This window comes from uncultured Butyricimonas sp., from assembly GCF_959596855.1.
In the GTDB taxonomy this organism is placed as follows: domain Bacteria; phylum Bacteroidota; class Bacteroidia; order Bacteroidales; family Marinifilaceae; genus Butyricimonas; species Butyricimonas muris.
The window spans coordinates 1-13,650 of the sequence record NZ_CAUFYA010000013.1 but is presented as its reverse complement, the minus strand read 5'-3'; the positions used below and the strand labels follow the sequence as shown (position 1 = coordinate 13,650).

The 13,650-nt window shown below is 42.4% G+C and carries 16 protein-coding genes; 9 read left to right on the top strand and 7 right to left on the bottom strand.

Features of this window, described 5'->3' with window-relative positions:
* Positions 1-73: 73 nt before the first annotated feature.
* The 6 genes from rpmI (at position 74) to Q5866_RS07695 (ending at position 5,150) form a co-directional block, all read left to right on the top strand.
* Positions 74-268 (top strand): 50S ribosomal protein L35, encoded by a 195-nt coding sequence (gene rpmI / locus Q5866_RS07720; protein ID WP_186975268.1) that lies wholly within the window; start codon positions 74-76, stop codon positions 266-268.
* 81 nt (positions 269-349) lie between these two features.
* Positions 350-703, top strand: a complete 354-nt coding sequence (gene rplT / locus Q5866_RS07715) for a 50S ribosomal protein L20 (protein WP_099292273.1) — start codon at positions 350-352, stop codon at positions 701-703.
* A gap of 101 nt (positions 704-804) precedes the next feature.
* The gene (dapB, locus tag Q5866_RS07710; protein WP_303179764.1) at positions 805-1,536 is read left to right on the top strand and encodes a 4-hydroxy-tetrahydrodipicolinate reductase; all 732 of its coding nucleotides are present in this window, start codon (positions 805-807) and stop codon (positions 1,534-1,536) included.
* Positions 1,537-1,560: 24 nt separating this feature from the next.
* Entirely contained in the window at positions 1,561-2,931 is a 1,371-nt protein-coding gene (gene lepB / locus Q5866_RS07705; RefSeq protein ID WP_303179763.1) for a signal peptidase I, read from the top strand.
* A gap of 71 nt (positions 2,932-3,002) precedes the next feature.
* Positions 3,003-4,343: a PhoH family protein gene (locus Q5866_RS07700; protein ID WP_099292275.1), complete on the top strand. Its 1,341-nt coding sequence runs from the start codon at positions 3,003-3,005 to the stop codon at positions 4,341-4,343.
* A gap of 171 nt (positions 4,344-4,514) precedes the next feature.
* The gene (locus Q5866_RS07695; RefSeq protein WP_186975270.1) at positions 4,515-5,150 is read left to right on the top strand and encodes a LysE family translocator; all 636 of its coding nucleotides are present in this window, start codon (positions 4,515-4,517) and stop codon (positions 5,148-5,150) included.
* Here the strand turns inward: Q5866_RS07695 and Q5866_RS07690 are convergent.
* The gene (locus tag Q5866_RS07690) at positions 5,130-6,083 is read right to left on the bottom strand and encodes a GNAT family N-acetyltransferase (RefSeq protein WP_186975271.1); all 954 of its coding nucleotides are present in this window, start codon (positions 6,081-6,083) and stop codon (positions 5,130-5,132) included. The genes Q5866_RS07695 and Q5866_RS07690 overlap by 21 nt on opposite strands.
* A gap of 10 nt (positions 6,084-6,093) precedes the next feature.
* Positions 6,094-6,909, bottom strand: a complete 816-nt coding sequence (locus Q5866_RS07685) for a glycerol acyltransferase (protein WP_227214604.1) — start codon at positions 6,907-6,909, stop codon at positions 6,094-6,096.
* 146 nt (positions 6,910-7,055) lie between these two features.
* On the opposite strand from Q5866_RS07685, the gene Q5866_RS07680 reads away from it, so the two are divergent.
* Positions 7,056-8,744, top strand: coding sequence for a tetratricopeptide repeat protein (locus Q5866_RS07680; RefSeq protein ID WP_292267332.1), 1,689 nt, complete (start codon positions 7,056-7,058; stop codon positions 8,742-8,744).
* A gap of 139 nt (positions 8,745-8,883) precedes the next feature.
* On the opposite strand, the gene ruvC is transcribed toward Q5866_RS07680, so the two are convergent.
* The 5 genes from ruvC to rplU form a co-directional block, all read right to left on the bottom strand.
* Positions 8,884-9,438, bottom strand: coding sequence for a crossover junction endodeoxyribonuclease RuvC (gene ruvC / locus Q5866_RS07675; RefSeq protein ID WP_186975273.1), 555 nt, complete (start codon positions 9,436-9,438; stop codon positions 8,884-8,886).
* Positions 9,439-9,451: 13 nt separating this feature from the next.
* Entirely contained in the window at positions 9,452-9,754 is a 303-nt protein-coding gene (locus Q5866_RS07670; protein ID WP_292267336.1) for a DUF4286 family protein, read from the bottom strand.
* Positions 9,755-9,811: 57 nt separating this feature from the next.
* A complete protein-coding gene (gene serS / locus Q5866_RS07665) occupies positions 9,812-11,086 on the bottom strand; it encodes a serine--tRNA ligase (protein ID WP_186975275.1) in 1,275 nt (424 codons plus the stop codon).
* A gap of 139 nt (positions 11,087-11,225) precedes the next feature.
* On the bottom strand, positions 11,226-11,486 hold the full coding sequence (gene rpmA, locus Q5866_RS07660; RefSeq protein ID WP_099292283.1) for a 50S ribosomal protein L27: 261 nt from the start codon (positions 11,484-11,486) through the stop codon (positions 11,226-11,228).
* A 33-nt stretch (positions 11,487-11,519) separates the two neighbouring features.
* Positions 11,520-11,831 (bottom strand): 50S ribosomal protein L21, encoded by a 312-nt coding sequence (rplU, locus tag Q5866_RS07655; protein WP_099292284.1) that lies wholly within the window; start codon positions 11,829-11,831, stop codon positions 11,520-11,522.
* A 529-nt stretch (positions 11,832-12,360) separates the two neighbouring features.
* Between rplU and Q5866_RS07650 the strand changes: the two genes are divergently transcribed.
* Positions 12,361-12,771, top strand: coding sequence for an immunoglobulin domain-containing protein (locus Q5866_RS07650; protein WP_303179762.1), 411 nt, complete (start codon positions 12,361-12,363; stop codon positions 12,769-12,771).
* Between the two features lie 312 nt (positions 12,772-13,083).
* Positions 13,084-13,650 (top strand): hypothetical protein (locus Q5866_RS07645; RefSeq protein WP_303179761.1); only part of this gene is annotated, 567 nt, incomplete at its 3' end.

Here is a 13,650-nt window from a genome sequence, read left to right as displayed (position 1 = left end):
TTAAAATCTAAAATTTGAATTGAAAGGATTTTTTATAATTACATATTCTGAAACACAATTAAATTTAGAACAAATGCCAAAGATGAAGAGTGTAAGTAGCGCGAAGAAAAGATTCGTTCTGACCGCTACCGGGAAGATTAAAAGAAAACATGCTTTCAAAAGTCATATTTTGACGAAAAAAGCAACGAAGAGAAAAAGAAATTTGACTCATAGCACGATCGTTGATCCTAGCAATGTGGCTGGTGTGAGAAAGATGCTTTGTATCTAAGAAATTTAAAAGTAATTAACCGGAATGTTATGCCTGACAAGTTTCTGAAAAGAACGCTAATATTCAAAAAAAACAAGAATTATGCCAAGAGCTAAAAATGCCGTTGCTTCGAGAGCACGTAGAAAAAAGGTTTTAAAACAGACCAGAGGTAACTTTGGTGCAAGAAAAAATGTCTGGACGGTTGCTAAAAACACGTATGAAAAAGGTTTGACGTACGCGTACCGTGACAGAAAGAAGAAAAAATCAGAATTTAGAGCACTGTGGATTCAGAGAATTAATGCCGCGGTTAGAATGGAAGGTTTAACTTACTCCAAATTTATGGGCTTGGTTCATAAGGCTGAAGTAAACATGAACCGTAAAGTTCTTGCTGATCTGGCTATGAATCAACCGGAAGCTTTCAAAGCTGTTGTGGCGAAAGTGAAAGAGTTAGCTTAGTAATTATAAAATATCGGAAAAAGGCTGCCCTCGGGTAGCCTTTTTTTTTAATTAAAATGTTACCTTTGCGTGTCAGTGGTATATTTTATTTATTTAGAATAATGAAGATTGCATTACTAGGATACGGGAGAATGGGAAAAGCTATCGAACGATTGGCTCGGGAGCGCGGTCACGAGATTGTTTTAATCGTGGATGAAACAAATCGGGCTTCGTGTACGGACGAGCAGTTGAAGCAAGCGGATGTGGCGATAGAGTTTACAACCCCGGCTGTTGCCGTGGATGATTACGGCTGGTGTTTTCGCAACGGGGTTCCCGTGGTATCCGGTACAACCGGGTGGTTGGAGAGATGGAGCGAAGTGACGGAATTATGCAACGAAACGGGGGGTGCGTTCTTTTACGCGTCGAATTACAGTATAGGGGTGAATATATTTTTTCACTTGAACCGATGGTTGGCTAAGACCATGGCGGGGTTTGATAATTATAAGGTATTCGTGGAGGAAACGCACCATGTACATAAACTGGATGCACCCAGTGGTACGGCAATTACTTTGGCTGAAGGAATTTTAGAGGAACACCCGAAATATTCTTCTTGGAAACTGGCTGAAGGAGAGGTGAAAGCCGGCGAGTTGCCGATCAAGGCAAAGCGTGAAGGAGAAGTGCCCGGTATTCATGCCGTGACGTATAAATCGGAAGTGGACGAGATTCAGATATATCATTCCGCCTTTTCCCGTGACGGCTTTGCTCAAGGTGCCGTGATGGCTGCTGAATTTCTTGCCGGGAAGAAGGGGGTTTACGGGATGGATGATCTTTTGGAGTTGAAAGTTAAAAACTAAAAGTTTAGAATTAAGAACGAAGATATGAGAAATGTATTGACAAATAAATGGTTTAAGTTCGGAATAGTTCTTTTTATATACTTGTTGTGGACGTTGTGGGTACAGAGTTGGTGGTTGCTGATCGGGGTACCTGTATTGTTTGATATCTATATCTCGAAGAAAGTACATTGGGCATTCTGGAAGAAAAAGAACGTGGAGAAGCAAACGAAAGCCGTCGAGTGGATTGATGCTTTGATATTTGCCGTTATTGCCGCCACGCTGATCAGAATGTTTTTTTTCGAGGCGTACACGATCCCGACGTCTTCCATGGAGAAAACCATGCTCGTGGGGGATTATTTGTTCGTGAGTAAGGTCGCTTACGGACCGAAGTTGCCGAACACCCCTTTATCAGTACCTTTTACACATCATACCTTACCTTTCACGCAATCCACGAAAGCGTATTCCGAGGCAATACAGTGGCCTTACAAGCGCATCGGCGGATTAGGCAAGGTGAAACGGAATGATATTGTCGTGTTTAATTTCCCAGCGGGGGATACGGTTGTCGTGGGGAACGAGAATCCGGACTATTATTCACAGATACGTAGCCATGCGAACTACATGGAGCAGGTTGCTAAAGAAAAAAATATGGATTTGACACCGGAAGAAGCATGGACGTTTGCCCGGAATCAAATATGGAAAGAGAAGGACATCATCGCCCGCCCGGTGGATAAACGGGAAAACTATATCAAGAGATGCGTGGGGATGCCGGGAGATGTGTTGGAGATGAAAGATGCCGTGTTATACGTGAACGGGCAAAAGGAAGAGAATTACGCTACCATGCAGTTGAATTATCATATTAAGGTGACTTCCCCGTTTAATCAATTGAAGTTGCAGGAGATGGGGATTGCTTTGGATGACATTCAATATTACAATAATAATTATAAGTTGCCTTTAACACCGGAGATGTTGGAGAAGATCAAGGCGATGCCTAACGTGGTTTCTGTTACTCGAGAGACGGAGCGGGGAGAGGTGTTCCCGTATAGTGAGGCTTACCCGTGGACGAGAGATGATTTCGGTCCGCTGCCGATTCCGAAGAAGGGGGAAACGATTGATCTGACTATCGAGAATTTACCTTTGTACGAGCGTATTATCGGGGCTTACGAGGAGAATAAGCTGGAAGTGAAGGATTCCGTTATCTATATAAACGGGAATCCGGCGGATAGATATACCTTCAAAATGGATTACTATTGGATGATGGGTGATAATCGTCATAATTCGGCGGACTCCCGTTACTGGGGATTCGTGCCCGAAGATCATATCGTGGGTAAGGCTTATTTCATCTGGCTTTCCTTGGATAAGGATAAATCTTTCTTGGGTAAGATACGATGGAACAGGATGTTCCGGTTTATACATTAAAAAAAAGCGGCTTAGCCGCTTTTTTTGTTAATTAATTTATTAACTTGTCAGTGTTTTGAAATACTACAATTATGGCAAAGAGTAAAACTAAAAAGACATTTGTATTAGATACGAACGTTATCCTTCATGATTATAGATCGATTTACAATTTCGAGGATAATGATATCGTTATCCCGATAACGGTACTTGAAGAGTTGGATAAATTCAAACGGGGAAATGACCAGATTAATTACCACGCGCGGGAGTTTGCGCGGGAATTGGATCAGATTTCGGGGGAGGATTTCTTTGTTAAAGGAGCTTCTTTGGGTAAAGGCAAAGGAAATCTTTTTATCCAGACGGGAGTGCCGTTTAACGAGAAGATAAACGAGTCGTTCAGTGAGGATATTCCGGATCACAGGATATTGGCTATTGCCGCTTATATTACAGAGAAGAGGAAGGGTGAAAAGGTTGTTTTGGTGTCGAAAGATATGAATTTGAGGATGAAAGCGAGGTCTCTGGATATTTTGGCAGAGGACTATAAGACGGATCAAGTGAAGAATTTGGAAGTGTCGTTGAGCAAGTGCGTGATCACGAAAGAGGATTTCTCGCAAGACTTGATCGCCAAACTTTACGAGAGCGGGGAAGCCGGGGTTCCGGTGGAAACGTTCTTCCCGAAAGAGGATATTAAAGGAAATAATTATTACATATTAAAGAACGGCAGTAATTCCGTTCTGGCCTGTTATGATCCTACGCGGAGAGTTGTGCGGAAAGTGGAGAAGTTGAATACTTTCGGAATCTACCCGAAGAACTCGGAGCAGGCATTCGCGTTGGATGCATTGATGAACCCGAATATATCCCTTGTTGCCTTGAGCGGTAAGGCGGGAACGGGTAAGACATTGTTGGCGTTAGCGGCGGCATTGCAACAAAATAAGGCTTTCGAGCAGATTTATCTGGCTCGTCCTATCGTGGCATTATCCAATAGGGATTTAGGGTATTTACCGGGTGACGTGAACGAGAAAGTAGGTCCTTATATGCAGCCTCTATTCGATAATCTGGCGGTTATCAAGCATCGTTATAATATGCATAGTCAGGAGAACCGCTTGATTGATGATATGTTGAAAGACGAACGTTTGGTTATTTCCGCGTTGGCATACATCCGCGGACGGAGCTTGTCAAACGTGTTCTTTATCGTTGACGAAGCCCAGAACCTTACCCCGCATGAGGTGAAGACGATTATCACACGTGCCGGAGAAGGGGTGAAGATGGTGTTCACGGGAGATATTGACCAGATCGATTCTCCTTATCTGGATCGTCAGTCTAACGGTTTGTCACATCTGTTCGACCGAATGCAGGGACAAGAGATTTTCGCCCACGTGCATCTGGAGAAAGGGGAACGGAGTTACCTTGCAGAGGTGGCTAGTAACTTGTTGTAATAGTCGAATTAGTAGTTTATAAGGTTTATAAAGTTCATAAAGTTTATAAGGTTCATAGCCCCCTGCGGGGCGCTTTGTCCACGACAGCTTTAGCTGTCGATAAATATAGTCCGAAGGACACCCGTCACTTTATAAACCTTATAAACTTTATGAACTTTATAGACTCATTTTATGAATATATTGGGATTTCTGGGTGCGGCAATTCTGTTGACATTGATGCCGGGACCCGATATTTTGTTCGTGATAACACAAAGTATTATCCGGGGAAAAAAGGCGGGAATCATTTTTGCTTGTGGGTTGTGTACCGGGTTGATCGTTCACACGGCGGCAGTCAGTTTGGGACTTTCCTTGATTCTGTACAAATCTCCGGTGGCCTTTGCCGTGCTGAAGTATCTGGGGGCGGGGTATTTAATCTATCTGGGTATCAAGTCTTTTATTCATCGTAACGAGAACTCGATGGAGTTGCCTGCATCCGGGGGAGCGGAATACAAGCTATACCGCAAGGGTATTCTGATGAATGTCTTGAATCCCAAGGTTCTCGTGTTTTTCATAGCGTTTTTTCCCGGATTCGTCAATCCGGCAACGGAGAATCCGGCAGGTGAATTCCTGTTGCTGGGCGTGCTTTTTATGGCACAAGCTATCGTTATATTCTCGCTGGTAGCTCTGTTGGCAGACCGGTTATCCCGTCGTTTGATGCAAAACAACCGTTTCTCGTTGATTATGCATATCATCGAGTCGTTGGTGTATTTCGCTATCGGTATCAGTTTGATCTTCGTGACCGTGGGATCAGAACTTCCTCAAGCGTAATATGCGGGGGATATATGTTGAAATATGACGCGCTTTTTTCGTATCGTAGACGTCGGCTATTTTAATTAAAATAGCTGTTTCTTCCACACCGCCGAATCCCGGGTTTATCGCCGTGCCGAATGATTTCATCGAGGGCGACAGGCTCATGTAGGCGTTCACGAGAGGAGGTATGTTTTCCCCTTGTTCACGCACGTAACGGGAAAGTATCCTGTAATCTTCCTCGTAACTGTTCCCGCAGAGGATGCTGCCGAGTTTTCTATCGTCGATATGTATTTCCAAAGGAACGATAGGTTCAACCAATCCTTCGTTGTCTTTAAAATACTTGCGCATGAAGAAAAGTATCATGTCGCGGGCTTTTATGTTGAAGCTGGTGTACATGGTGACTTTACCGAAGAAGTATTCCATCTCCGGGTTCTCCACGGTAAGGGCTCCCAATCCGTCCCATAGATTATCCAAGGCAAAAAGGGATTTCCGTCCCATTTTGGTGGATTGATACAAAGGTTGAACGAAAGAGCGTCCGAGTTCTATCATCTTGGTGAGGTACTCCTTTTTGAAGCGCTCTGAAAAACGGAATAACTCCGTGGTCGCGAGATTGGGCTCTCCCTCTGCGTTCAGAGAGAGGTTGTCGCAAAGGATATAACGGTAGCCACCCAGTATTTCCTGCTCTTTCGGGTCCCACACGATAAGTTGCTGATAGGGTACCTGTTCATCCACGTCGAACGGGTCTATATCTACTTCTTTTCCTGTCCCGCCCCCCGCTGTCCTGAAAGTCAATTCACGTAACCGTCCGACCTCTCTCATGAGGTTGGGACTGTTGAAGGCATTGAACGAGTATATTTCATTATTGCCTTTATTGGTTTTCCGGATAAATCTTTCTTCCGTTAATTCAGCTAGCAATTTTGCTTTATCGACAGGATAAATAACTGGTTGCATAATTTTGAATCTATAAACTATATACGTTTTTTTTCACTTCTGCTGCCCACTCTTTGGGAGTCTTACTTTTATCGAACGTTTCCCACGGGATGGGTTTACCTATACTTAATGTGAATGTAGAACCTTTTTTATTGAATGTTTCCTTGGGGAGGCACATCATTTCGAGGTTTACTTTCAAGCCTATTTTTTTTCTGAAGTTAGCGAGGTTGTAGAAGAACTTGGAGTTCTCGCCTTTCACGTGTATCGGAACAATATCACGTTGGTATTTCACGGCTTTCACGATAAAGCTCTTTTGCCACTCGGGATCAATGATTACCCCCTTGGTCTTACGACTGACCATCCCTGCCGGGAAGGTGATTATTTGCGCGTCGGAAGCGAAAGCGTTTTCGAGATCGGCAGCGGCTTCTTTTGCCAGAGCCCCGTGCTTGTTGACGGGCAGGAAGATGTTGTTCAAGTTCTTCAAGTTCATCAACAAGTCGTTTACCGGGAATTTTAACGGACTGTATTTTCTACCCAAATAGGAGATTAGTATAATTCCGTCCGGACCGCCGAGAACGTGGTTGGCGGCGAATATATATCGTCCGTTGGGATCGGGAAGGTTTTCTTCTCCCTCGATTTTAAAGGATAAGTCAAGGTATTCCATGACTCCGTCAGCGAAATCGAGTCCCTTGCGGTCCCCGTATTTCGAGATAAAATCGTTGATTTGGTCCTGGCAAATTAATCTTTTTAAGAATGAATAAACGAATTTAGGAATCCAGCGTGCTAATTTTGGATTTTTGCTCTTAAAAAGTTGTTCAATGTATATCGGTTTAACAGTTTCTTCCATAATTATTGTGAATTGCTCTCTCTTACTTCAAAAGTTTTGACAAAGATAAAAAACCTTATTCAATAAAATTCGTTATAGAGGATATGAATTGAAAAATATGAACATTTTTAATGAATGGAATAAGTTGAACGCAAAAAAAGAGAACTATGAAAAAATTATCTTTGATAAGTAGTGGAGTTATTTTGATGCTTTCTTTCTTGATGGTGGGGTGTAATACCATGAAGAAGTTAGAGAGAGAAGCCATCGAAACGGCAGTAGTGGGGAAGGTCTCACCTCAGCAGTTGACAGCGGTGGATGGAACGGTGAATTTTAATTATAATATTGCTTTCGCTCCCAAGCAGTTTTATAAGAAGTTAATTTTGAAAGTGACTCCCAAGATGCAATATCCCGGTGGAGAAGAGGCTATGGCACCACTTTATTTCCAAGGAGAGAAAGTGAAAGGAACGGATTATCCCGTGGTAGAGTACAAGGGTAATACGATGGCAACTTATAATTTGTCTTTCCCGTACCGTGACGGTATGCAGAAAGGCGTGCTAATCGCGGATATCGAGGCAATCATGAAGAACAAGAGCGTTACTTTGACTCCTGCTATATTGAACACGAACGGGGTGAAAGAGTGGAAAACTTACGCTTATTCCTTACCTAATAATCCTAACGCGATACCGTTGTTTACCGAAACATTCGTGAAAGATGTTCCCGCTACGGGCGTAGGTGTGGTCAGCGGTTATGTATTGTTCCCGTTATCTCAATCCGTGATCACGGACGCGCAAAAGAAATCAACCGTGATGACGCAGGCCGCTAAGGTTATGAAAGAAGTGTTGGCTAATAAGGATGCCAAGATCACGAAGATGGTCATGTATGTTTCCAGTTCTCCTGAAGGACCGGAGAGATTGAACAAGAATCTGACGACGAACCGTTTCAAGGCTGCCAAGTCTTTCTTCGAGAAAGACCTTGCTCTGGCAAATACTCCGGTGGCAAAGGATTCCAAACTTATCGTGTCTAATTTGGTAGACGAGAACTGGGATGGTTTGTATCTGTTGTTGGATGACTCTAATATACGTAATAAAGCCGCGATCGTGAAAGATTTGAAGGCTGCCCCGAGTTTGGCAAAACGTGAAGCTGTTCTTGATTCATATATCAAGTCGGTTCCGGAGTTGAAAGATGTTGTTCTTCCTGTTCTTCGTCGTGCTGACTTCTTTATATTCTACACGATGCCCGCTGTTATGCAGGTAGAGAATCAGGCAACTGCTTATTATGTGCCTCAATTACAGGAAAATTCAGTGTTGTCTGCACAGACTGACGTGAGTTTATTGAATGATCTGGCCGCTATGGCTATCCGGAATAAGGATTACCGGAAAGCCAAGAAGTTGTTGGAGTCGGCTGCCGTGATGAAAGAGCAACCGGAAGTGTTCAATAATTTGGGTATCGTGTACCAAAACGAGGGAAATAACGCGCAAGCCCAAAATATGTATTCCAAAGCATCTATCAAGAAAGAGGCCAAGTACAATTTAGGTATGTTGCTATTGCAGCAAGGTGAGTATAGCAAGGCTATTCCTTACTTGAAGGCAATGCCTGATGTAAATCTTGCTTACGCGCAATTGATGGCTAATGACAATCGTGCCGCTTTACAGACCTTCAAGAGTTTGAACTTGACGACAGGATATGAATATTACTTGATGGCTGTAGCTGCTGCCAGATTGAAAGATACGCAGACCATGGCTGACGCTTTGCAGAAAGCGATACAGCTTGATCCGCAAATGAAAGAAAAAGCTCAGATGGATAGAGAATTTTATCCTTACGCGCAAGAAACGATTTATTTGAATATTGTTGATTAAAATTGTTTGACTTTGCATTGTTGAATAGGGTTATAGCGGAGGCTATGACCCTATTTGCTATTGTATAAAAGCCAACCTGCAACTTGCAGAGCCGTAGGCTCAACTTGTAACTTGCAACTTTGTAAAGCAATTTATCGCTTTACAAAACCTTATCCGGATTCTGTTTGATGAAATCTCCCCAGTCTTTGCATTTGGAACCGCCTGTTGTCGGAAGGTTGCCTTGTATATGGTGGCAATAAGCGATGGCGATAGCGTCCGTTTCGTCCAGTGTCGAAATGGTGTCGGGCATAACCATAAACTTGCCTAACAGGATGGCAATCTGTTCTTTTGATGCCTCTCCTGTACCCGTGATGCTCATCTTGATTTTTTTAGGAGCGTACTCGAAGATAGGTATGTTGCGTTGCAGCGCGGCAGCTATAGCTACGCCTTGCGCACGTCCCAACTTGAGCATGGATTGGATGTTTTTCCCGTAAAACTGTGATTCAATGGCTAATTCGTCCGGGTGATAGGAGTCAATGACTTGCAGGGTTCTCTGGAATACCCGTTGTAACTTCAGATATGGATCATCCAGTTTCTTCATGTCCACGACTCCGGACACGACAAGTTCGGGTCTGCTGTTCTTTCCGGTAGTGCGGAGAATTGCGTATCCCATGAAATTAGTTCCGGGATCGATGCCCATGATTAGTTTTTCCATATCCTTTAGATTTCTATACTTCTTCCAGCGTGGTGCTGAAATGAAGCATTCTTTCTCCGAACATTTCTGTCAATACACCCAGTAATTTTTCTTTGTATAGTTCCATGAAAACAGCGTAATCGTCTGCAACGGAGAAAACGAGTTGCAGGGAGAATGATTTCCCATCCTCTTCATTTACCAGTATTCTGGTGAACAGAACATCACAGCATACTCCTTTGGTTTTGACGAAAGGAATATAAAATTCGTGGATGGCTTTTCTGAATGCCCCCTCTATTTCTTCTTCGACGTGGAATGTTGTGTTGTAGATAAAACGCATAGGTGTCGAGATGAAATTTAGGACGTGACCGCTGACGGTCATGTCCTAAATTGATTATTATCTGATATAGTCCGTACCCATGAATCCGCGTAAAACGTCGGGTACACGGATGCCTTCCGGTGTTTGGTTATTTTCCAGCAAGGAAGCTACGATTCTCGGCAGAGCCAGCGCACTGCCGTTAAGCGTGTGAGCCATGATGGTTTTCTTCTCTCCTTTGTCCCGGAAACGCAGTTTCAAGCGGTTCGCTTGGTATTCCTCGAAATTGGAAACGGAACTGACTTCCAACCAACGATTCTGGGCTTTGGAATATACCTCGAAATCGTAAGTTAGGGCAGACGTGAAACTCAGGTCACCACCGCACAACCGAACGATACGGTAAGGGAGCTCCAGTTTTTGCAACAAGCCTTCCACGTGTTTTACCATACCGTCCAGAGCCTCGTAAGACGCTTCCGGGCGAGTGATTTGCACGATTTCCACTTTATCGAACTGGTGCAGACGATTCAATCCGCGCACGTCCTTACCGTATGAACCCGCTTCCCGGCGGAAACAAGCCGAATAGGCTGTGTTTTTTACCGGCAACTGGTCCGCGTCAAGAATAACATCCCGGTAAAGGTTCGTTACCGGAACTTCTGCCGTCGGGATAAGGTAAAGTTTATCCTCGTTCACGTAATACATTTGTCCGTCCTTGTCGGGCAATTGTCCGGTTCCGAAGCCGGAATCTTCATTCACCACAAGGGGCGGTTGTACTTCCTCGAACCCGGCTTTGATGTTTTCTTCCAGAAAGAAATAGATCAAGGCTCTTTGCAAACGGGCTCCCAATCCTTTGTACACGGGGAATCCTGCTCCGGTGATTTTTACACCTACCTCGAAATCGATTAATTGATATTTCTTTGCCAGATCCCAGTGGGGGAGTTGTCCTTCCTCGTGGGCGGGCACGTTGTCGCATACTTTCACGATCACGTTGTCGGCATCGCTTTTGCCGGGAGGTACGGAGTCGTGGGGAAGGTTCGGCAGGCGCACGATGAGCGTGTTCAACTCGTTCAGCGTTTCGTTGTGTTTGGTTGTCAACGCGGCGATTTCCTCTTTCAAACGGGTGGTGTTTGCACGGGCAGTTTCCGCTTCCTCTTTTTTTCCTTCTTTCATCAACGAGCCGATTTGTTTCGAGATGCTATTCATTTCGGCTTGTTTATCGTCTGATTCTTTTTGAAGGTTCTTTCTCTCGTTGTCAAGAGAGATGATTTTTTCTACTAATTCCTTGGCATCAAAGTTTTTCACGGCTAATTTACGAATCACCGTTTCTTTGTTTTCCTGAATAAATTTAAGGTTTAGCATCCCGTCTTAATTTTAGGTTTTAGATTTTAGATTACGGGAACAAAAGGCTTTTGAGGATACCGTTGTTCCGGGGTGTAAAAATAAAAAAACTCCTGTACTTTACCAAGGACAGGAGTTCGAAATATGTTCATTTTTCTGTTTACTCGGCAATAGCTTCAACAGAAACGTACGATTTGTTGTCTTGTTTCTTTTTGAAAACAACTTTTCCGTCGATCAACGCGAACAAGGTATGATCTCTACCTAATCCCACGTTCAAACCGGGGTTGTGTACAGTTCCTCTTTGACGAACAATAATACTACCAGCCTTGGCGAATTGTCCGCCGAAAATCTTTACTCCTAATCGTTTGCTTTCTGATTCACGACCGTTCTTAGAGCTACCGACTCCTTTCTTGTGTGCCATATCGTCTTATAATTTTAGAAGTTACAAAATAAATTAAGCGTTGATCGTTTCGATCTGAATTTGAGTCATACATTGACGATGACCGTTCTTTTTGCAGTATCCTTTTCTTCTCTTTTTCTTGAAGATGATTACTTTGTCAGCTTTCAAGTGAGATAATACTTTTGCCGTAACTTTGGCTCCTTCTACAATTGGAGTACCGATTTTGATATCTCCTTCATTGTCCACTAAAAACACTTTGTCAAATTCTACTTGAGAACCTTCTTCTGCAGCCAGTCTGTGAACATAGACTTTACGGTCTTTCTCAACTTTGAATTGTTGTCCTGCGATTTCTACAATTGCGTACATTGTTCTAATTCATTTTTAAGTTAATACCATGGGGTGGGCATTTCTCCGCTTGGTGTACCCCTGAGGTTAAATTTTCGCTCGGCAAAAGTAGTAATTGTTTTTGAAACGGCAAAGATTTCACTGAATAAAACGGTGTTGTTTTTAATAGAAATTCTTTGGATTCGTATTTTTGAGTGGATATTGAATAATTAAAGGTAAAATGTCGTGAATGGTAGTGAGATATTATTGCTAATATCATGAAGCGGGTCGAAATCAAGAATGGTAATTCAAGAAAATAATGATATTATGATTAGTTTTGTGTGTTTGCTTGAATTTTATCAAAATACGAAGAAGTATTTAGTATATTGCCGATATATGGAAAATTATTCTTATTAAGTTTGATGATTTTCAAAATAGCTAAAAATATACTATATTGCCTAATGAACTATTTTTTTTAATCTTTTTAAAAATAGGGTAAATTCTTTGATATATGAATTTATTTTAATATTTTTGTAATACTAATTATTTACTAATTTAAAATACAAATAACATGAAAAAGAGGATCGTTTTTATTTTCGCATTGTTTTTAGGGTTGACAGGCTTCGGTGGAGAGGGGCGAGTTATGGAGCAAAGTCATATAAATTTCCATGAGAGAGTTTCTGCTTTAGGGGAGGTGCTTAGAATAGTTAAAGGTCTTCCTGAGAAGATTATGGTTGATGAAGGTCAGGATGTTAGATTTAGTGCTACTGTTTCGTCATCCGATTATTCGGTTAAATGGTTTAAGAATGGTGATGAAATTGTAAATGGAGATAGATTTTTTCTCTCTCGTAATGGAAATACTGCAACTTTGCTAATAAAAAAAGTGGTTCCAGAAGATGCAGGTGAATATAGTGTGCAATTTATAAATAAGGAAGGACCGATTGTGTCAAAAACGTCACTATTTGTTGTATTGCCGGAATAAGAAAAATATTTAATTTTATTTTGTTAATTATAAGAATATTTTCAATATATCTTCAAGTAATTCTTTAAAACTATTTGTCTTTTTCTTAAGTGCGGGTGCTTTTAAGAAAGTGTTATACATCAAAAATCAAGTGTTATGGGAGTTAATTGTGTTTTAATTGAAATTTTATATGGGTTCAAACGTGCTCGCCGGAATGTTATTTTTTTGATGTTTGCTATTCTTGGAATCGTGGGAATAGTTCTTTACGTGTTTACGTCGTTATCTGCTTTGCTCCAAGTCGAAAGTCTCGACCAACTTTTAAAGCAACCTCCAATGGAATGGGTATCTCAGGCATTACCTTCGTCTATACCCTTCCGGTGTGCTTATTTGTTCAATATATTGCAGCTTTTCTTCGTGACAATACTCGTTATCAATGATGCGAGAATATCCCGCATGGACACCATAGATGCTTTGAATGTTCACCCGCAGGGGAATTCAGAGAGTTCGATAGGGAATGTCGTGGGAAAATTCCTTGCCTTTTCGATAGTCAACGTGTTGAGCTTCGTCTTTTGTGGCTTGCTGAATCTTCTTTTTTATTCCAATGTGTTTAACATCGGGTATTACTTCTTTTATTGGGTGACGTTGAACCTCCCGACTTTGGTCTTTTGTTTGGGGCTCTCGACTCTCGTGGTAAGACTAACGAAAAATCAGGGTTTGAGTGTAATCTTTTTGACAGCTATTCTTGGCGTGTTGACCCTTCCCGGTTCAGTTTGGCTAAACGGGGTGTTTGACCCGCTGGCGGCGAAAATTCCCAATATGTTCTCCGATTTCACAGGACACGTGAACCTCGGGGGGTACTTGTTACAACGGGTATTTATTTTGTTCTGGGGTGTTGGTCTA

What these genes read in the sequence shown, in the direction of transcription:
- rpmI (WP_186975268.1), top strand. Translation starts at nt 74, where the DNA reads ATGCCAAAGATGAAGAGTGTAAGTAGCGCGAAGAAAAGATTCGTTCTG.
- rplT (WP_099292273.1), top strand. Translation starts at nt 350, where the DNA reads ATGCCAAGAGCTAAAAATGCCGTTGCTTCGAGAGCACGTAGAAAAAAG.
- dapB (WP_303179764.1), top strand. Translation starts at nt 805, where the DNA reads ATGAAGATTGCATTACTAGGATACGGGAGAATGGGAAAAGCTATCGAA.
- lepB (WP_303179763.1), top strand. Translation starts at nt 1,561, where the DNA reads ATGAGAAATGTATTGACAAATAAATGGTTTAAGTTCGGAATAGTTCTT.
- Q5866_RS07700 (WP_099292275.1), top strand. Translation starts at nt 3,003, where the DNA reads ATGGCAAAGAGTAAAACTAAAAAGACATTTGTATTAGATACGAACGTT.
- Q5866_RS07695 (WP_186975270.1), top strand. Translation starts at nt 4,515, where the DNA reads ATGAATATATTGGGATTTCTGGGTGCGGCAATTCTGTTGACATTGATG.
- Q5866_RS07690 (WP_186975271.1), bottom strand. Translation starts at nt 6,083, where the DNA reads ATGCAACCAGTTATTTATCCTGTCGATAAAGCAAAATTGCTAGCTGAA.
- Q5866_RS07685 (WP_227214604.1), bottom strand. Translation starts at nt 6,909, where the DNA reads ATGGAAGAAACTGTTAAACCGATATACATTGAACAACTTTTTAAGAGC.
- Q5866_RS07680 (WP_292267332.1), top strand. Translation starts at nt 7,056, where the DNA reads ATGAAAAAATTATCTTTGATAAGTAGTGGAGTTATTTTGATGCTTTCT.
- ruvC (WP_186975273.1), bottom strand. Translation starts at nt 9,438, where the DNA reads ATGGAAAAACTAATCATGGGCATCGATCCCGGAACTAATTTCATGGGA.
- Q5866_RS07670 (WP_292267336.1), bottom strand. Translation starts at nt 9,754, where the DNA reads ATGCGTTTTATCTACAACACAACATTCCACGTCGAAGAAGAAATAGAG.
- serS (WP_186975275.1), bottom strand. Translation starts at nt 11,086, where the DNA reads ATGCTAAACCTTAAATTTATTCAGGAAAACAAAGAAACGGTGATTCGT.
- rpmA (WP_099292283.1), bottom strand. Translation starts at nt 11,486, where the DNA reads ATGGCACACAAGAAAGGAGTCGGTAGCTCTAAGAACGGTCGTGAATCA.
- rplU (WP_099292284.1), bottom strand. Translation starts at nt 11,831, where the DNA reads ATGTACGCAATTGTAGAAATCGCAGGACAACAATTCAAAGTTGAGAAA.
- Q5866_RS07650 (WP_303179762.1), top strand. Translation starts at nt 12,361, where the DNA reads ATGAAAAAGAGGATCGTTTTTATTTTCGCATTGTTTTTAGGGTTGACA.